The following is an 18619-nucleotide window of genomic DNA, read 5'->3' as shown; positions in this document are numbered from 1 at the left end:
GCGGGATCGTACGCCCGCGTCCGCACACGACGGAGCGCCCGGTGGGCCGCAGCTGCGGCCCACCGGGCGCTCCGGACGGACGGGTGAGTCACCCGTCCGTGGTGCTCAGTCCTTGATCTCGCAGATCGGGGCACCCGAAGTGACGGACGCGCCGACCTCCGCGCTCAGGCCCTTGATGGTGCCGGAGCGGTGGGCGTTGAGGGGCTGTTCCATCTTCATGGCCTCGAGGACGACGACGAGGTCGCCCTCCTTGACCTCCTGGCCCTCCTCGACGGCCACCTTGACGATGGTGCCCTGCATCGGCGAGGCCAGGGTGTCGCCCGAGGCGACCGGCCCGGACTTCTTGGCGGCGCGGCGCTTGGGCTTGGCCCCCGCGGCCAGACCGGTACGGGCCAGCGACATGCCCAGCGAGGAGGGCAGCGAGACCTCCAGGCGCTTGCCGCCGACCTCGACGACCACGGTCTCGCGGCCGGGTTCGTCGTCGGTGTCGGTGTCGGCCGGGGCGGCGAACGCCTTGATCTCGTTGACGAACTCGGTCTCGATCCAGCGGGTGTGGACCGTGAACGGGGCGTCGGAGCCGGTGAGCTCGGGGGCGAAGGCGGGATCGGTGACGACCGCGCGGTGGAAGGGGATCGCGGTGGCCATGCCCTCCACCTGGAACTCCGCGAGCGCGCGGGAGGCCCGCTGCAGGGCCTGCCGGCGGGTGGCGCCGGTGACGATCAGCTTGGCGAGCAGGGAGTCCCAGGCCGGGCCGATGACGCTGCCCGATTCCACGCCGGCGTCCAGGCGGACACCCGGGCCCGACGGGGGCGCGAAGGCGGTGACGGTGCCGGGGGCGGGCAGGAAGTTGCGGCCCGGGTCCTCGCCGTTGATGCGGAACTCGATGGAGTGGCCGCGCAGTTCGGGGTCGCCGTAGCCGAGTTCCTCGCCGTCCGCGATGCGGAACATCTCGCGGACCAGGTCGATGCCGGCGACCTCCTCGGTGACCGGGTGCTCGACCTGCAGACGGGTGTTGACCTCCAGGAAGGAGATCGTGCCGTCGGTGCCGACCAGGAACTCCACGGTGCCCGCGCCGACGTAGCCGGCTTCCTTGAGGATCGCCTTGGAGGAGGCGTACAGCTCCTGGACCTGGGCGTCGGAGAGGAAGGGGGCCGGGGCCTCCTCGACCAGTTTCTGGTGGCGGCGCTGCAGCGAGCAGTCACGCGTCGAGACCACGACCACGTTGCCGTGGGTGTCGGCCAGGCACTGCGTCTCCACGTGCCGGGGCTTGTCGAGGTAGCGCTCCACGAAGCACTCGCCCCGCCCGAACGCCGCGACCGCCTCACGGACCGCCGACTCGTACAGCTCGGGCACCTCTTCGAGGGTCCGGGCCACCTTCAGACCACGCCCGCCGCCACCGAAGGCGGCCTTGATCGCGATCGGCAGACCGTGCTCCTCGGCGAACGCCACGACCTCCTCCGCACCCGAGACCGGGTCCGGGGTACCGGCCACCAGCGGCGCACCCGCACGCTGCGCGATGTGACGCGCCGCGACCTTGTCACCGAGGTCCCGGATCGCCTGCGGCGGCGGACCGATCCAGATCAGCCCCGCGTCGAGAACGGCCTGCGCGAACTCCGCGTTCTCCGAAAGAAAGCCGTAGCCCGGATGAATGGCATCCGCGTCCGAGTCCTTGGCGGCCTGCAGCACCTTGGCGATGTCCAGGTAACTGGTGGCCGGGGTGTCACCGCCCAATGCGAACGCTTCGTCCGCCGCACGGACATGCAGAGCGTCCCGGTCCGGTTCCGCATACACGGCAACGCTTGCGATCCCGGCATCCCGGCACGCCCGGGCCACGCGGACAGCGATTTCGCCACGGTTGGCGATGAGCACCTTGCGCACGATGGCTCCCTCCTTGAAACAAGCCGAGTTTAGGGACAGCCAACACGACGTTTCGACCCGTCCCTAGTGGTGAGCTTGCCCACACGGAGCGTGATACGAGGCTCGCCCTACCCGCGAAATCCCTTGTCGTGCCAAGGCACGTGGGAATCCCTCCCTGAACCCTAGCCCTCCGGTGTGGCCAAGGTCTCTGTGACTCCGTGCTGCGGCCCACAACGATTCTTTGTCGAGTCCCTACGAATGGCCCAACGATTCTTTGCCCTCGGCAGAACCCTTGTCCCGGGGTTTACCCGTTAGTAGCGTTCGGGATGTCTCGAACGTACTTGGGGTAACAGCACGCGGAAGTGGGTGGGGCCGGTGGTGCGCAGACCGGTGGCATGGGTGGCGGCGATCGTGCTCTTCGTGGAGGCGATAGGTATCGCACTCCTCAACTGGTTCCTGGGGGTCGTCGTCGACCGCCAGGACATGTCCCTGGCGGGGCTCGACTCCGACATGATGTCGGTGTCCTCGAAGGTCGGCGGACTGGTCTTCGGGCTCTACTTCGGGGCCTGTGCCGTGTCCGCCCTGCTGGTCGCGCTCCGCGACCGCGCGCCGGGCCTCCTCGGGCGTGTCCTGCTGGTCAGCGCCGCCGTGGTGCACGCTCTGCTCGGGGCCTTCACGGTGGGCCTGGTGGGCTGGGGCGCCTTCGCCTTCATGATGGTCGTGCTCGGCCTGATCGTGTTCACCCTCCTGGCGTACGACCGCCGGGAGACGGGCCCCGTCGACGCCGCGCCGCAGGGCGTCGGGAACGACGGCGGTGAAGGGGAGCACGTCGACGAGGGGAAGCCCGTCGACGCGGACACGCCTGCCGAGGCGGGCGAGCCCGTCGGCGAAGGTCATCGTGTCGACGAGGGGAAGAGTGTCGACCTGGGCAAGGGTGCCGACGCGAAGAGGGCCGGTGAAGAGGAGGCCGCCGTCGCGGCGCCGCCCGCCCCCTCGACCACCTGACGGCGGCCCTTCCGGCCAGCTGACGGCGGCCCATCCGGCGAGCCGAACTCCCCGGGCGAGCCGTACTCGCCGGGCAGGCCGACAGGCGCCCCGGCCGGCCGCCTCCTCGGGCCGGACCGGCCGGCTGTCCACCCGGTCGCCCGAGCCTTCGAGCGACGCCCCGGCCGGTCGACCCTCCTCGTCCCGCCGGCCGGTCTGCCGGTCGGGTCGAGGGTTCCCGGCTGTCCGGCCGTCGGGTCGTCGACTCCGCCACCTCGAAAGCCCGTTGCCCAGGCCTCCCGGGTGTTCGATCGGCCCTCCGGTCGCGGCCGCGGTTCTCACTTCTCCCGGGGTGTCCACAACTCCGTGATACCGACGCCCAGTTCGCCCAGGAGCCTGCGCACCATCGGCAGCGAGATGCCGATGACGTTGCCGTGGTCGCCGTCGATGCCCTCGATGAAGGGCGCCGAGCGGCCGTCGAGGGTGAACGCGCCCGCCACGTGGAGGGGTTCGCCCGACGCGACGTACGCGGCGATCTCCGCGTCGGTCGGCTCGCCGAAGCGGACCACGGTCGAGGCGGTGGCGGACTCCCACCGCTTCTGTGTCGTGTCCCAGATGCAGTGGCCCGTCTGGAGTGTGCCCGCCCTGCCCCGCATCGCCTTCCAGCGCGCGGTGGCCTCCTCGGCGTCCGCGGGCTTGCCGAGGGCCTCGCCGTCCAGGTCCAGCACCGAGTCGCAGCCGATCACCAGCGCGCCCTGGACCTCGGGGCGCGCGGCCACGACGGAGGCCTTCGCCTCGGCGAGCGCGAGGGCGAGTTCGGCGGGGGTGGGCGCGGTGACGGCGTCCTCGTCGACCCCGCTCACGATCACCTCGGGGGCGAGTCCGGCCTGCCGCAGCAGGTTGAGCCGGGCGGGGGACTGAGAGGCGAGCACGAGGCGGCGGCGCGGCTGATCGGTCATGCGATCAGGGTATCGGCGCCGATCGGCCCTCGCCTCGGCCGCCGTTCGCCCGACGCGGGCGGGCCGGGCCCGGTCAGCGGATGCCCAGCAGGATCATCGCGACCACCATGGCCAGCGCCATGAGAACGCCCAGGCGTCGCAACATGTCCTGCATGTCGCGGAGTTCCTTGGGAGGTTCGTTCTCCGGATCGGACCACAGCATGTCCTCGATCGTGCGACGGCGGGGCGGCCGGGCGCCTGAGTACGCGTACTCAACTTGCGGGCATCCTGTGTAAATGGGTCTGGGGTTTCTTTAGCGAGTCCGAGCCTGCTATCGTCATGGGTATCACTAAAGGAACTCCAGACCCGTTTGTGTGGCAGGAGAGAGAATCGCCATGTTCACCACCGCCTGGACCGCATCGCCCCAGCTCCCCAGCGAAGGCTTCACCCCCAACTGGTCGCGCGAGGGCTTCTGGCGCCAGTCGCTCCGCCAGGTCGTCCGCCTCACCGCGGGCGGCGACCGGCTCCGCGTCCGGTTCTCCAACGCGTACGGCACCTCGCCGCTGCGCGTCGCGGGCGCCACCGTCGCCCGTACGGCCCGCGGGGCGGCCGTCGAGGCGGGCTCGGTGCGGCGGCTCACCTTCGGAGGGACCGCCTCCGCCGAGATCCCGGCGCACGGTCACCTCGTCAGCGACCCCGCCGGACTCTCCCTGGAATCACTGGAGTCGGTGACCGTCACCCTGCACTTCGACACCGTCACGGGGCCCGCGACGTTTCACGCGCAGGCCTTCGCGACCAGCTACCGGGGTGCCGGGGACCGCCTCCACGACCTCGCGGGACACGGCTTCACACAGGACACCGAATCCTGGTACTTCCTGTCCGCCGTCGAGGTCGACACGGGCGGACGCGAGGACGGCATGGCACTCTTCGGCGACTCCATCGCCGACGGCTTCGGCTCCACCCCGGGCGCGAACCGGCGCTGGTCCGACGCGCTCGCCGAACGCACCGGGAGGCCCGTCCTCAACGCGGGCATCGGCGGGAACCTGCTGCTCAACGACTCCGCCTGGTACGGCGAGAAGGGCGTCCGCCGGCTCACCCGCGACGTCCTCGACCACCCGGGCGTGGACACACTGGTCGTCCTCCAGGGCGTCAACGACATCGGCTTCAGCGAGACGGACGAACAGCCGACCTACCGGCCGGCTCCGGTGATCGAGGCCGACGAACTCATCGCCGGATACCGGACGTTGATCCACGCGGCCCGTGCGCGTGGGCTCCGGGTGATCGGCGCGACCCTGCTGCCCTTCGGCGGCTCCGACCACTGGGGCGAGCACGCGGCGAAGGTGAGCCACGAGGTGAACGCGTGGATCCGCGACCCGGCGCGGGGAGAGTGGGACGCGGTCGTGGACCTGAACCGCGCCCTGGCCGACCCGGCGGACCCGTACCGGCTGCACCCGGCGTACGACTTCGGCGACCACCTGCACCCCGACGACGCGGGATACACGGTGATGGCCGAAGCCGTCGCGACGGTGCTCCAGGGCCTGCCGGCCCCGCGTCCGGCCTAGCCGGGCCAGTAGCTGCGGCCCCAGGTCGTCGGGCCCGGCCGCGGAAGCCGGTGCGCGGCGATGCGGGCGGGGTCGGACCAGGAGTCGCGCGACCCGGACGCGCCGGACGGGGCGGATGCCACCGCCGCGGCGCGTGCGCGGACCACCGCCAGTGCGGCGGCCAGCTCCTCAGGGGTCGGATTGCCCCGTACGACCTTGATCGTCATGTCTGCTCCCAGGATCCGGGTCTGTGGGGACTAGAGCGGGATGTTGCCGTGCTTCTTCGGCGGAAGGGACGCCCGCTTCGTGCGCAGCTGACGCAGGCCGCGCACGACGTGGGAGCGGGTCTGCGACGGCATGATCACGCCGTCGATGTAACCGCGCTCGGCCGCCGTGTACGGGTTCAGCAGCGTGTCCTCGTACTCCTGGATCAGGCGGGCCCGGGTGGCCTCCTGGTCCTCGGCGGCCGCGATGGTGCGGCGGTGCAGGATGTTCACCGCGCCCTGCGCGCCCATCACGGCGATCTGCGCGGTGGGCCAGGCGAGGTTGAGGTCGGCGCCCAGGTGCTTGGAGCCCATGACGTCGTACGCGCCACCGAAGGCCTTGCGGGTGATGATCGTGATCAGCGGGACGGTCGCCTCGGCGTAGGCGTAGATCAGCTTGGCGCCGCGGCGGATGATGCCCGTGTGCTCCTGGTCGACGCCCGGGAGGAAGCCGGGCACGTCCACGAAGGTGAGGACGGGCACGTTGAACGCGTCGCACGTCCGCACGAAGCGCGCGGCCTTCTCGCTCGCGTCGATGTCCAGACAGCCGGCGAACTGCATCGGCTGGTTGGCGACGATGCCCACCGGGTGACCCTCGACCCGGCCGAAGCCGGTGAGGATGTTCGGCGCGAACAGCGGCTGCGTCTCGAAGAACTCGGCGTCGTCCAGGACGTGTTCGATCACCGAGTGCATGTCGTACGGCTGGTTCGCGCTGTCCGGCACGATCGTGTCCAGCTCGCGGTCCTCGTCCGTGAGGGTGAGGTCCGCCTCCTCCGGGAACACCGGGGGCTCGCTGAGGTTGTTGGACGGCAGGTACGACAGCAGCTGCTTGACGTACTCGATGGCGTCCTTCTCGTCGCCCGCCATGTGATGGGCCACGCCCGACACGGCGTTGTGCGTGCGGGCGCCGCCCAGCTCCTCGAAGCCGACGTCCTCGCCCGTCACCGTCTTGATGACGTCAGGACCGGTGATGAACATGTGCGAGGTCTGGTCGACCATGACCGTGAAGTCGGTGATGGCGGGGGAGTACACCGCACCGCCCGCGCACGGGCCGACAACCAGGCTGATCTGCGGGATGACACCCGACGCGTGCACGTTGCGGCGGAAGATCTCGCCGTACATGCCGAGAGCGCTGACGCCCTCCTGGATCCGCGCGCCGCCAGAGTCGTTGATGCCGATGACCGGGCAGCCGGTCTTCAGCGCGAAGTCCATCGCCTTCATGATCTTCTGGCCGAAGACCTCGCCGAGGGCACCGCCGAAAACGGTGAAGTCCTGGGAGAACACGGCGATCGGGCGGCCGTCGACCGTGCCGTAGCCGGTGACCACACCGTCGCCGTACGGGCGGTTGTTCTCCAGCCCGAAGTCGGTCGAGCGGTGCCGCGCGAACTCGTCGAACTCGACGAAGGAACCTTCGTCCATCAAAAGTTCGATGCGCTCACGAGCCGTCAACTTGCCCTTGGCGTGCTGCTTTTCGACGGCGCGCTCCGAGCCGGCGTGCGTCGCCTCTTGGATACGGCGCTGCAGATCCGCGAGCTTGCCCGCGGTGGTGTGGATGTCGGGGTGTTGCAGCTCTTCCGGCTCGGACATCGGGGTGCGGCTCCCTGCCTGCTCTAAGGGGACGTAAGAGTGAGGTGCTCAGAAGGGGGGCTTGCTACTCATCCGTAGCGTAGTGGCGGGCCTACCGATCGGCAGTGCGGCGTTTACCACACCTAGGGTGGGTTGCATGACGCCGCGAGATGCAGCAGACGCGAACGACAATCGGTGGTCCGACCTGGACCGTCCGCCGCTCAACGGGACCGCCCTGCGCCGGGCGCTGGTCCGTGACGACGGCTTGTGGAGCGACGTGGAGGTGGTGGAGCGCACCGGTTCCACCAACTCCGATCTGGTCGGCCTCGTCACCAAGGAGAACGCCGACGAGGGCGCGGTCCTCGTCGCCGAGGAGCAGAACGCCGGGCGGGGCCGTCTGGACCGCCAGTGGACGGCACCGGCCCGCTCCGGCCTCTTCTTCTCCGTGGTGCTGAAGCCCACCGGTGTCCCCGTCGAACGCTGGGGCTGGCTGCCGCTGCTCACCGGCGTCGCCGCCGCGACGGCGCTCTCACGCTCCGCCGGGGTCGACACGGCACTCAAGTGGCCCAACGACCTGCTGGTCACCGTGGACGGAGAGGAGCGCAAGGCCGGCGGCATCCTCGCCGAGCGCGCGGGCACCGACGCGGTCGTCGTCGGCATCGGCATCAACGTCTCGCTCCGCGAGGACGAGCTGCCGGTGCCGGGCGCCGGATCACTGGCGCTGGCCGGCGCGACGACCACGGACCGTGACACCGTGCTGCGGGCCGTGCTGCGCTCCCTGGAGCAGTGGTACGAGCGCTGGCGCGCGGCGGGCGGCGACCCCGCCGCCTCCGGCCTCCAGGAGACGTACGCGGCCGGGTGCGCGACCCTCGGGCGCGAGGTGCGGGCCGAGCTGCCCGGAGGCCGGTCGATCGTCGGGGAGGCCGTGGCCGTGGACAGGGACGGGCGGCTCGTCATCGCCACGGAGGACGGTGTGCAGGAGCCGGTGGGGGCCGGAGACGTGGTGCACCTGCGGGCGGTGTGAGGCGGTGTGAAGCGGCGGGTCCGCGGTCGGTCCGACGTGACGGGCCGGCCGGGGTGTGCGGCGACGGGCCGGCGGGCGGTGTGACGCGATGGGGCCGAGGGTGGTGTGACGTGGTGCGTCCGCCGGCGGTGCGACATGGTGTGCCGGAGGGCGGAACGACGTGGTGCACTCGACCTCGGCACCGTCCCCGACCTCGGTCCCGGCATCGGGAGTGAGCCAGCGCACACCTGCCGTAGAGTTGAGCGCGGTCGATACCTGACCACGGCAGATCGGAAGGGCAGCAGGCGTGACCGTCGACGACACCGGCTCCGGCACGGGTGCCCATCCCGCCCCCGGCGGCGAGCCGGGCCGTACCGCCGGGCCGGTCACGGACGCGACACCCGCACGGGCCGCCGCGGACGGCGACACCCGGCAGGACGACCGTCCCGGCACCGGGTCCGGCACCGGCCCGGAGGGCAGCCAGGACCACCGCCCGGAAGACCGCTCGGACGCGGGAACCGGCAGCCGCAGGGACGACCATTCCGACGTGGGGAGCGACATCCGCAGGGACGACCGGACCGACGCACGGCCCGACGACCGGGCCGACGCACGGCCGGACGTCCGGCACGACGCACGGCACGAGGCGAACGGCCGGGTGGACTCGCAGGCCGAGCCGGACTCCGGGGAGGACCCGCTGGCGCTGCGTCTGGAGGGGCTCATCCTCGGCGCCGAGCGCCGCTACACCCCGTTCCAGGCGGCCCGCAGCGCGGGCGTCTCCATGGAGCTGGCCTCCCGCTTCTGGCGGGCGATGGGTTTCGCCGACATCGGCCAGGCCAAGGCGCTGACCGAGGCGGACGTGCTCGCGCTGCGCCGGCTTGCCGGTCTCGTCGAGGCGGGCCTGCTGAGCGAGGCCATGGCCGTCCAGGTCGCCCGGTCCACCGGGCAGACCACCGCCCGTCTGGCCGAATGGCAGATCGATTCCTTCCTGGAGGGTCTGACCGAGCCCCCCGAACCGGGGATGACGCGCACCGAGGTCACGTACCCCCTGATCGAACTGCTCCTGCCCGAGCTGGAGGAGTTCCTCGTCTACGTCTGGCGCCGCCAGCTCGCCGCCGCCACCGGCCGGGTCGTGCAGGCGGCGGACGACGAGGAGATGGTCGACCGCCGCCTCGCCGTCGGCTTCGCGGACCTGGTCGGCTTCACCCGGCTGACGCGCCGCATGGAGGAGGAGGAGCTCGGCGAGCTCGTCGAGGCCTTCGAGACCACGGCGGCGGACCTGGTGGCTGCCCACGGGGGCCGGCTCATCAAGACCCTGGGCGACGAAGTGCTCTACTCCGCGGACGACGCCGGTGTCGCCGCCGAGATCGCGCTGCGGCTCATCGAGACGATGGCGAACGACGAGACGATGCCGGAGCTGCGCGTCGGCATCGCCTTCGGCACGGTGACCACACGCATGGGCGACGTGTTCGGTACGACCGTGAATCTGGCGAGCCGTCTCACGTCGATAGCTCCACGCGACGCCGTCCTCGTCGACGGCGCCTTCGCGGAGGAGCTGACCCGCACCGGCGACGCTCCCGCCTCCGAGGCCGAGGCCGCCGAGGCCGCGGCCACCGCGGAGAAGGAGGGCGAGGAGCCCCCCTCGTACCGCTTCGCGCTCCAGCCGATGTGGCAGCGGCCCGTCCGCGGACTCGGCGTCATCGAACCGTGGCTGCTGGCCCGCCGGGACAGCCAGACCTAGGGCCTGTCCGGCGGATCATGCCGGAGACGTGGGGTGTGGCACGCCCTCCCCCAAGCTCTTCGAGCAGGGGGGACCCCCAGCGGCGTTGTCGTCGGTTGCCGATGCTCCGCATCGACGCCCTCCTCCGCCTTGCAGTTGGACGCACCAGGCCCCGCTCACGTGTGCTGATCAGGCGCCGCAGGCTTCCTCCGACTTGATCCGCCGGACAGGCCCTAGCACGGTCCCCGACCTGCCGACGCGAGGCCGGTCGAGTCGACCGGTGCGCACGCGGCGGGCGCGCGCCCGCCCGGTGCCGCCCTGCCCGGGGCGTCACTGGCGGCCGGGTGACAGCAGCCCGTTCACGCAGATGCCGACGATCGGGACGCACACGTTCGGCGGCTGATGCGCCGGCGCCGGTGCGGGGGGCGTCGGGGACGGGGTGTGCCGCGGGGCCGCGGTGGTGGGGACGGACGTCGGCGCCGGTGGCGGCGGAGTCGTGATGGGGGCCGTGGGGATGCCGGTGCTGTCCGGTGCGGTGGTGACGGGGGCGTGGCCGCGGGCCGCCGGGATCACGGCGGGGGCCGTCGGGAACGACGTCGGGTTCACGCTCACCCCCGGGGTGGGTGCCAGGCTCTCCCCGCCCATCACGGCGCTCCCCGTGGCGTTCCCCGCGGCGGTCCCGGGGTGCGCGGACGGGGGCACGGCCTCGACGGTGGTGACGGCGTCGCCCGCCGTGTCCGTGTCCGTCGCCGTCGCGGCCGGCTCCGTCTCCGGGGTTCCGCCGCCCCCGGTCATCGACTCCGGTGTCATCCGGGCGAAGCTCAGCACGCCCGCCGCGAGGGCGAATCCCCCGACGGCGAAGAGCACGCGTCGCGGCCGGGGCCGGCGGTGCCGCCCCCGGACGGTACGGAGCCGGACGGGAGCGGGGTCGTTGTCGCCGGATACGTCCGCGGGCCCGTGGACGCCGGCCGACCGCGGCGCCGGAACGATCCCTCGCGCCTGAGCGGCGGGATTCCTCCCGCTCCCCGGCGCCTGGGCGCCCGCCGGAGCCTTCGCCCCGCGCGTCCGGGCGCCTGCCACGGCCCCGGTCCCCCGCGTCCGGGTGCCCGCGGTGTCCTCGGGCGTCACCACCCCGGATGCGGTCCCCCAGATCTTCGCGGCCCGGTCCGCCCCGGCCCCGGCGTTCGCGGCCGGGTCCGGCACACCCCCGGCTTCGGCCTTCCCGGCCCCGGTGGTCGCTGTGGGCAGGGTCCCCGTGGCCCTGGCCCCGAGCTCGCCCGCCTCAGCGGCGCCGGCGGCCGTGGGCCTCGCCTTCCCGGTACCGGCGGTCGGCCTCGGCAGGGTCCTCGTGGCCCCAGTGTCCAGGTCACCCGACCTCGTGGCGCCGACGGCCGTGGGACCGGCCTTCCCGGCCCCGGTGGTCGCTGTGGGCAGGGTCCCCGTGGCCCTGGCCCCGAGCTCGCCCGCCTCAGCGGGGCCGGCGGCCGTGGGCCTCGCCTTCCCGGTACCGGTAGTCGGCCTCGGCAGGGTCCTCGTGGCCCCAGTGTCCAGGTCACCCGACCTCGTGGCGCCGACGGCCGTCGGTCCGGCCTCCGCGTTCACGCCCCCGTGTTTCGCGGGGCCGGCGGTCGCGGGCGTGGCCGGGGCAGCGTCGGCGGCCGGGGTCGGCCGGGTCGACGTGGGCGCGGTCGTCGTGGCCGTCGGCGGGGTGGGCCCTGTCGCCTCGGCTCCGGGGTTCACCTGCCCGGTCCCGGCGGGTGCGGCCGTCGTGGCCCCGGCGCCGACGCCGCTCGCCTTCGTGGAGGCGGCCGTCGCGGTGGATCCCGTCGGCGTCACGCCGTCCTTCGGGGCGGCTGCCTCGGCGGTTCCCGTCCCCACGGTGGAGGTCCGCACGGTGGCGGTCCGCACGGAGCCCGCGTTCAGCGCGCCGTACGAGGTGGCGCTGAACGGCGTGGGGGCGGGCATCGCCTTGCTGAGCGGCTTGACGCGGACCCACCGGGAACCGACCGGTGCGGCGGCCGAGGCGGTGACCCCGGTCGCCGTGGCCCCGGTCGTCCTGGAGCCGGACCGCGGGGGGCCCACCTTCGTGGCGAGGGACGGCGCCGAGCCCGCCGGGCCGGCCGGTGGCGGGCAGCCGGGCGAGGTGTCGGGCGGAGTCGCCCCGGTCTGCCTCGGGGCCATCGGCCGCGTGGCGGTGGCGGTGGATCGTGGGTCCGGCCGGGTGCTGCCGGCCTGCGGTGTCTCGCGGTTCGTCATGGTCGTCCCTCCCCGGTGTGCCGGCGTCCCGAATGCGCTGTGGCGGTGCGCAGGTTATGCGCGGTTTGAGGGCCGCGAACCGGAGTTGGGCGGGATGTCACTCGAACGAGGAGGTACGGGGCGAGGGGGCGGGTTTCGTCGAACGGCCTCGGCTGCGATGATCGGGGCGTCGATTGTTAACCCGCGTTAACCGGGAGGGTGTCATGGCGCAGCAAGGGGCGGAGCAGGGGACGGAGCCGGGCGAGCGGAGGTTCGGGGAGTTCGTCGCCGTACGGCGGCACGCGCACGTCGCCGAGCTCGTCCTCGACCGGCCCAAGGCGATGAACGCCGTGTCCACGGACATGGCACGTTCCATCGCCGGTGCCTGCGACGCCCTCGCCGCCGACCGGGACGTACGGGTGGTCGTGCTGACGTCCACCCACGAGCGCGCCTTCTGTGTCGGCGCCGACCTGAAGGAGCGGAACTCCTTCACGGACGCCGAGCTGGTGCGGCAGCGGCCGGTCGCGCGAGCCGCGTACACCGGCGTCCTGGAGCTGCCGATGCCGACCGTCGCCGCTGTCCACGGCTTCGCGCTGGGCGGCGGGTTCGAGCTGGCGCTGTCCTGCGACCTGATCGTGGCCGACCGCACGGCGGTCGTCGGGCTGCCCGAGGTGTCCGTCGGCGTGATCCCCGGCGGCGGCGGTACGCAGCTGCTGCCGCGCCGGGTCGGTGCCGCGCGCGCGGCCGAGCTGATCTTCTCGGCGCGGCGTCTGGAGGCGGCCGAGGCGCGGGAGTTGGGGCTGCTCGACGAGCTGGTGGAGGCGGGGCAGGACCGGGCCGAGGCCCTCGCCCTGGCCGCGCGGATCGCCGCGAACTCCCCGGTGGGGCTGCGCGCGGCCAAGCGCGCCCTGCGTCTCGGTCATGGACTCGACCTGCGGGCCGGCCTGGAGGTCGAGGACGCGGCCTGGCGGTCCGTCGCCTTCTCCGGGGACCGGGCCGAGGGCGTGGCCGCCTTCAACGAGAAGCGCAAGCCGGAGTGGCCGGGGGAGTAGCCCTGGCGGCGTGCCGCCCCCGGCCCGGCCCTCCCGGCCCGGACCCCTGTTCGCCATACCAATGTCCCAAATGTGGGCAAATATCCCTAGCCTGGGGTGATGGGTGAGGACAGTCGGCTGAGGGCCGTGGTGGCGCTGGCTCAGGGGATGGCGGCGGCGCACACTCCGCGGGAGTCGTGGCGGGCCGCGGCGCTCGGCGCGTGCCACGCGCTGACCGGGAGCTTCGCCGCGCTCTCGGTATGGGAGCGTGAACTCGGCCGGCTGCGGGTGCTCGCCAACGTGGGCGACCGCGCCCCGGACGAGGACGAGTTCCCCGACGGGGAGGCCTATCCGGTGCACCAGTTCCCGGAGATCACCGAGTTCCTGCACGAGCGGTGGGCGGGCGGCGGCGAGCCCAACGCCTGGGTCGAGACCGCCGACGGCCCGGCGGCCGGTCTCGCCGGGTACTGCCACCAGCGCGTGGCCGCCCTGCGCAGGCGCGGGCGCGGCTGCTGCGTCGTCGCGCCGATCGTGCTGCACGGGCGGGCGTGGGGCGAGCTCTACGTGGCCCGTTCGGCCGGCGCCCCCGTCTTCGGTCCGGCCGACGCCGACTTCGCGACCGTCCTCGCCTCCGTCGTCGCCGCCGGGATCGCCCAGACCGAGCGCCTGGAGGAGGCCCGGCGCCTCGCCTACACCGACGCCCTGACCGGACTCGCCAACCGCCGGGCCGTGGACGTACGTCTCGACGAGGCCGTCGAGCGGCACAAGAGCGACGGTTCCGTGGTCAGCCTCGTCGTCTGCGACCTCAACGGGCTCAAGCGGGTCAACGACACCCGGGGGCACGCCGTCGGCGACCGGCTCCTTGAACGGTTCGGGTCGGTGCTCTCGCTGTGCGGGGCCATGCTCCCCGGCACCCTCGCCGCGCGGCTGGGCGGCGACGAGTTCTGTCTGGTGGCGGTGGGCCCGCCGGCCGACGAGGTGGTCCGTATCGCGGACGAACTCTGCCGCCGGGCGGCCGAGTTGGAGCTGGGGGAAGGTGTGGCGTGCGGGGTCGCCTCGACCGAGGACCCGATCGGCCCCGTGCGGTCGGCGCGCCGGCTGTTCCGGCTGGCGGACGCGGCCCAGTACCGGGCGAAGGCCGTCCGTGCGGCGAAACCCGTGGTCGCCGGGCGCGAGGGCCCCGACGATCCCGTCGTACGTCTCGCGGACGCGCCGTCTCCCACGGCGGGCGAACGCCGGAGGTTCCGGGGACGGCACGGGCAGCCCGGCCCGTGAGGCGACGCGGGCGGCCCGGCCCGTGAGGCGGCCCGGCGGCCCTGTCCGTCAGGCGGCCCCTGGCGTCCGCTGTGACGTACGCCGAGGTAAGGGGTCAACCGGCCACCCACTAGTGACATCATCGAATTCACTGCGTACGCTCCTGAATATGGATATGCACACTGTGGTGGTGGGGACGTCCGGAGTGACCGCGTCCGACGTTCTCGCCGTGGCGCGCGACGGCGCCCGGATCGAGCTCTCCGACCAGGCGGTGGCGGCCCTCGCCGCGGCCCGCGAGATCGTGGAAGCGCTGGCCGCGAAGCCGGAGCCCGTCTACGGCGTCTCCACCGGCTTCGGCGCCCTCGCGAGCCGGCACATCAGCCCGGAGCTGCGCGCCCAGCTGCAGCGCAACATCGTCCGCTCGCACGCCGCCGGCATGGGCCCGCGGGTGGAGCGCGAGGTCGTCCGCGCGCTGATGTTCCTGCGGCTCAAGACCGTCTGCTCCGGCCACACCGGTGTGCGGCCCGAGGTCGCGCAGACCATGGCGGACATCCTGAACGCCGGCATCACCCCGGTCGTCCACGAGTACGGCTCGCTCGGCTGCTCCGGTGACCTGGCGCCCCTTTCCCACTGCGCCCTGACCCTGATGGGCGAGGGGGACGCCGAGGGTCCCGACGGTGTCGTGCGGCCCGCGGGCGAGCTGCTCGCCGAGGCCGGGATCACCCCCGTCGAGCTGCGCGAGAAGGAGGGCCTCGCCCTCCTCAACGGCACCGACGGCATGCTCGGCATGCTGGTCATGGCCCTCGCCGATCTGGAGACGCTCTACAAGTCGGCCGATGTCACCGCCGCGCTCTCCCTCGAGGCGCTGCTCGGCACGGACAAGGTCCTCGCCCCCGAGCTGCACGCCATCCGCCCGCACCCGGGCCAGGGTGCCAGTGCCGCCAACATGCTGGCCGTGCTGAAGGGTTCGGAGCTCACAGGTCACCACCAGGACGACGCCCCGCGCGTCCAGGACGCCTACTCGGTGCGCTGTGCCCCGCAGGTCGCGGGCGCCGGCCGGGACACCCTCGCGCACGCCCGCACGGTCGCCGAGCGCGAGCTGGCCTCCGCCGTCGACAACCCGGTCGTGCTGCCCGACGGCCGCGTCGAGTCGAACGGCAACTTCCACGGCGCCCCGGTCGCCTACGTCCTCGACTTCCTCGCCATCGCCGCCGCCGACCTCGGCTCCATCGCCGAGCGCCGCACCGACCGGCTGCTCGACAAGAACCGCTCGCACGGCCTCCCGCCGTTCCTCGCGGACGACGCCGGCGTCGACTCGGGCCTGATGATCGCCCAGTACACGCAGGCCGCGCTGGTCAGCGAGATGAAGCGGCTCGCCGTACCGGCGTCCGCCGACTCCATCCCCTCCTCCGCCATGCAGGAGGACCACGTCTCCATGGGCTGGTCGGCCGCGCGCAAGCTGCGTACCGCCGTGGACAACCTGACCCGCATCGTGGCGATCGAGCTGTACGCCGCCACGCGCGCGATCGAACTGCGCGAGGGCCTGACCCCCGCCCCGGCGTCGCGGGCGGTCATCGACGCCGTGCGCGCCGCCGGCGTCCAGGGCCCCGGCCCGGACCGCTTCCTCGCCCCCGACCTGGAGGCGGCGGACGCGTTCGTGCGCGCCGGCCGTGTGGTGGCCACGGTCGAGCCGGTGACCGGTCCGCTCGCCTAGAGCGCGCTCTGCCGCATCCCGTCCAGAACCCGCGTCCGGACGGGATGCGACGGCTTGTCGTACGTGGGCCGGGCACGTCCCCGGCCCACATACCCCGCCTCGCACCCCCGTCCCAGGGTGTGCTACTGTCTCATTGATACGTTTTTGGTACCCATTTACTTTGTGCGCCTGATCGGAATCCTCCGCAGGCGCGTTTTGTTTTACCGGCATCTCCGGCATTACCCGGTGCATCTCCGGATGGGGGCCCACTACCTGTTCAGGAGAACAACATGGCTACTGGCACCGTGAAGTGGTTCAACTCGGAAAAGGGCTTCGGCTTCATCGAGCAGGACGGCGGCGGCCCCGACGTCTTCGCCCACTACTCGAACATCGCCAGCTCCGGCTTCCGTGAGCTCGTCGAGGGCCAGAAGGTCTCCTTCGAGGTCACGCAGGGCCAGAAGGGCCTGCAGGCGGAGAACATTCTCCCCGCCTAGTTCGAGCGCGCTTTTCCAGAGCCGGGTCCCGCACCTTCGGGTGCGGGCCCGGCTCGCGCTGTGACAGCTCATGCAGGTGGTGAGCGCTGTGTGTGCAGTCCGTGGGGCCCAGGAAGGAAATCCAGATCCAGCATGACTCGATCCGAACGTCCCGTCCGTAAGCGGCCGGCAAACGCACGCGCCGCACAGACCGGCGGCTCCGCGAAGAGCGCCGGCCGCAACACCGGCCGGGGCGCGGGCCGCGGTGGCGCCCGCAAGGTCGCCCCGCCGCAGGAGTTCTCCCTGCCCGAGACCATTACACCCGCGCTGCCCGCCGTCGAGTCGTTCGACGCGCTGGACATGCCGGCCGCCCTGACGAAGACCCTCGCGGCCCAGGGCGTCACCGAGCCGTTCCCGATCCAGGGCGCCACCCTGCCCAACTCCCTCGCCGGGCGCGACGTGCTCGGCCGGGGACGCACCGGCTCCGGCAAGACGCTGGCCTTCGGGCTCGCCCTGCTGGCCCGCACGGCCGGTCGCCGGGCCGAGCCGAGGAACCCGCTCGCCCTCGTCCTCGTCCCCACACGCGAACTCGCCCAGCAGGTCGACGACGCGCTGACGCCGTACGCCACCGCGGTCAACCTCCGCGTCGCCACGGCCGTCGGCGGGATGTCGATCGGCCGGCAGGCCGGTTCCCTGCGCCGCGGCGTCGAGGTGCTCGTGGCCACCCCCGGGCGGCTCAAGGACCTCATCGAGCGGGGCGACTGCGCCCTCGGCCAGGTATCGATCACGGTGCTCGACGAGGCCGACCAGATGGCCGACATGGGCTTCATGCCGCAGGTCGTCGCGCTGCTCAACCAGGTCGAGCCGGGCGGCCAGCGGCTGCTCTTCTCCGCCACGCTCGACAAGAACATCGACCGGCTCGTCAAGATGTTCCTCACCGACCCCGTGGTGCACTCCGTCGACCCGTCCGCGGGCGCGGTGACGACCATGGAGCACCACGTGCTGCATGTCGCCGACGAGACCGACAAGAAGGCGGTCGCCACGCGGATCGCCGCCCGTGACGGCCGGGTGATCCTCTTCGTCGACACCAAGCGCGGCGCCGACCGGTTCACCAAGCGGCTGCTCGCCAGCGGTGTCCGGGCCTCCGCCCTGCACGGCGGGCGCAGCCAGCCGCAGCGCAACCGCACCCTCGACCAGTTCAAGAACGGTCAGGTCACCGCGCTCGTCGCCACCAACGTGGCGGCCCGCGGCATCCACATCGACGACCTCGACCTCGTGGTCAACGTCGACCCGCCGACCGACCACAAGGACTACCTCCACCGCGGCGGCCGTACCGCCCGCGCCGGAGAGTCGGGCAGCGTCGTCACCCTGGTGCTCCCCGAGCAGAAGCGTGAGATGACCCGCCTGATGGCGGACGCCGGCATCACGCCGCGCACCGCCCGGGTCAAGTCCGGTGACGAGGAACTCGCCCGCCTCACCGGCGCCCGCGAGCCTTCCGGCGTGCCGGTCGTCATCGAGGTCCCGCAGCAGGCCGAGCAGCCGAAGTCGCGGCCCAAGGCGCGGCGTGCCACCGGGGGCGGGGCCAGGCGGCCGTCGGTCGCCGGTACGGCCACGCGCACGGGCGGCGGGTCGGACGGCCAGGGGCGCCAGCAGCGCGGCGGAGGACGTCCGGTCGCGGGCGGCACGGCGGGTGGCGCGGCCACCGGCCGCCGCACGGGCGCCGGCGGAGCGGTCGCGGGCCGTCGTACGGAAGGCGGCGGCGCGAGCCGTCGTACGGAAGGCGGCGGTGGCGCGGGGCGTCGTACGGAAGGCGGTGCCGCCGGCACCGGCCGTTCCGGCGGGCGCGGGCGCGCTCCGCAGCGTGGCGCCCAGAACGGCGGCCAGAGCGGTGGCGGACGCAGGGCCGCCTAGAACGGACCCGATCGGCTGTGTGCCGCGGCCCCGCACCCCTTCCGGGGTGCGGGGCCGCGGCATGTGGCATGACTCCGGCCTTCTTCACCAGGACGCGCACGGGCGAGGCCCGGTCGCGTGCCGTCGGTGACGTGCCGAACGTGACGCGTGGGC

The 18619-nt window shown here is 73.0% G+C and carries 15 protein-coding genes; 9 read left to right on the top strand and 6 right to left on the bottom strand.

The features are described 5' to 3' along the window. Window positions 1-105: 105 nt before the first annotated feature. Window positions 106-1878 carry a biotin carboxylase N-terminal domain-containing protein gene (locus tag OOK38_RS08605; protein ID WP_266762100.1) on the bottom strand — a complete coding sequence of 591 codons (1773 nt, stop codon included), beginning with the start codon at window positions 1876-1878 and terminating at the stop codon, window positions 106-108. Between the two features lie 354 nt (window positions 1879-2232). On the opposite strand from OOK38_RS08605, the gene OOK38_RS08600 reads away from it, so the two are divergent. Further along, a complete protein-coding gene (locus tag OOK38_RS08600) occupies window positions 2233-2862 on the top strand; it encodes a hypothetical protein (RefSeq protein WP_266762101.1) in 630 nt (209 codons plus the stop codon). 317 nt (window positions 2863-3179) lie between these two features. Here the strand turns inward: OOK38_RS08600 and OOK38_RS08595 are convergent, their stop codons facing one another. Together OOK38_RS08595 and mmpB are read right to left on the bottom strand one after the other, a co-directional pair. After that, window positions 3180-3800: a nucleoside triphosphate pyrophosphatase gene (locus OOK38_RS08595; protein ID WP_266762103.1), complete on the bottom strand. Its 621-nt coding sequence runs from the start codon at window positions 3798-3800 to the stop codon at window positions 3180-3182. Window positions 3801-3873: 73 nt separating this feature from the next. After that, on the bottom strand, window positions 3874-4002 hold the full coding sequence (gene mmpB, locus OOK38_RS08590; RefSeq protein WP_266762105.1) for a morphogenic membrane protein MmpB: 129 nt from the start codon (window positions 4000-4002) through the stop codon (window positions 3874-3876). A gap of 172 nt (window positions 4003-4174) precedes the next feature. Between mmpB and OOK38_RS08585 the strand changes: the two genes are divergently transcribed. Further along, a complete protein-coding gene (locus OOK38_RS08585) occupies window positions 4175-5341 on the top strand; it encodes an SGNH/GDSL hydrolase family protein (protein ID WP_266762107.1) in 1167 nt (388 codons plus the stop codon). On the opposite strand, the gene OOK38_RS08580 is transcribed toward OOK38_RS08585, so the two are convergent. Both OOK38_RS08580 and OOK38_RS08575 read right to left on the bottom strand, forming a co-directional pair. Continuing rightward, window positions 5338-5547: an acyl-CoA carboxylase epsilon subunit gene (locus OOK38_RS08580; protein WP_266762109.1), complete on the bottom strand. Its 210-nt coding sequence runs from the start codon at window positions 5545-5547 to the stop codon at window positions 5338-5340. The two genes, OOK38_RS08585 and OOK38_RS08580, sit on opposite strands and share 4 nt — an antisense overlap. 30 nt (window positions 5548-5577) lie before the next feature. Next, window positions 5578-7170, bottom strand: a complete 1593-nt coding sequence (locus OOK38_RS08575; RefSeq protein ID WP_266762111.1) for an acyl-CoA carboxylase subunit beta — start codon at window positions 7168-7170, stop codon at window positions 5578-5580. 136 nt (window positions 7171-7306) lie between these two features. Here OOK38_RS08575 and OOK38_RS08570 point away from each other — a divergent pair, with 136 nt between their 5' ends. Continuing rightward, a complete protein-coding gene (locus OOK38_RS08570; RefSeq protein WP_266762113.1) occupies window positions 7307-8173 on the top strand; it encodes a biotin--[acetyl-CoA-carboxylase] ligase in 867 nt (288 codons plus the stop codon). A gap of 634 nt (window positions 8174-8807) precedes the next feature. Next, a complete protein-coding gene (locus OOK38_RS08565) occupies window positions 8808-9890 on the top strand; it encodes an adenylate/guanylate cyclase domain-containing protein (protein WP_266765830.1) in 1083 nt (360 codons plus the stop codon). Between the two features lie 309 nt (window positions 9891-10199). Here the strand turns inward: OOK38_RS08565 and OOK38_RS08560 are convergent, their stop codons facing one another. After that, the gene (locus OOK38_RS08560) at window positions 10200-12125 is read right to left on the bottom strand and encodes a hypothetical protein (RefSeq protein WP_266848302.1); all 1926 of its coding nucleotides are present in this window, start codon (window positions 12123-12125) and stop codon (window positions 10200-10202) included. A 203-nt stretch (window positions 12126-12328) separates the two neighbouring features. Here OOK38_RS08560 and OOK38_RS08555 point away from each other — a divergent pair, with 203 nt between their 5' ends. The 5 genes from OOK38_RS08555 (at window position 12329) to OOK38_RS08535 (ending at window position 18466) form a co-directional block, all read left to right on the top strand. Further along, window positions 12329-13156 (top strand): enoyl-CoA hydratase/isomerase family protein, encoded by an 828-nt coding sequence (locus tag OOK38_RS08555; protein ID WP_266848300.1) that lies wholly within the window; start codon window positions 12329-12331, stop codon window positions 13154-13156. 99 nt (window positions 13157-13255) lie between these two features. Next, on the top strand, window positions 13256-14410 hold the full coding sequence (locus OOK38_RS08550; protein ID WP_266762119.1) for a sensor domain-containing diguanylate cyclase: 1155 nt from the start codon (window positions 13256-13258) through the stop codon (window positions 14408-14410). A gap of 154 nt (window positions 14411-14564) precedes the next feature. Beyond that, entirely contained in the window at window positions 14565-16103 is a 1539-nt protein-coding gene (hutH, locus tag OOK38_RS08545) for a histidine ammonia-lyase (RefSeq protein WP_266765831.1), read from the top strand. A gap of 269 nt (window positions 16104-16372) precedes the next feature. After that, a complete protein-coding gene (locus tag OOK38_RS08540) occupies window positions 16373-16576 on the top strand; it encodes a cold-shock protein (RefSeq protein ID WP_261702157.1) in 204 nt (67 codons plus the stop codon). A gap of 132 nt (window positions 16577-16708) precedes the next feature. After that, window positions 16709-18466 carry a DEAD/DEAH box helicase gene (locus OOK38_RS08535; protein ID WP_266762121.1) on the top strand — a complete coding sequence of 586 codons (1758 nt, stop codon included), beginning with the start codon at window positions 16709-16711 and terminating at the stop codon, window positions 18464-18466. Window positions 18467-18619 lie beyond the last annotated feature (153 nt).

The sequence above is a fragment of the Streptomyces sp. NBC_00568 genome (assembly GCF_026341855.1).
Classification (GTDB): Bacteria; Actinomycetota; Actinomycetes; order Streptomycetales; family Streptomycetaceae; genus Streptomyces.
Note: the sequence above shows the minus strand (reverse complement) of the source record. Positions and strands in the feature narration are given on the sequence as shown.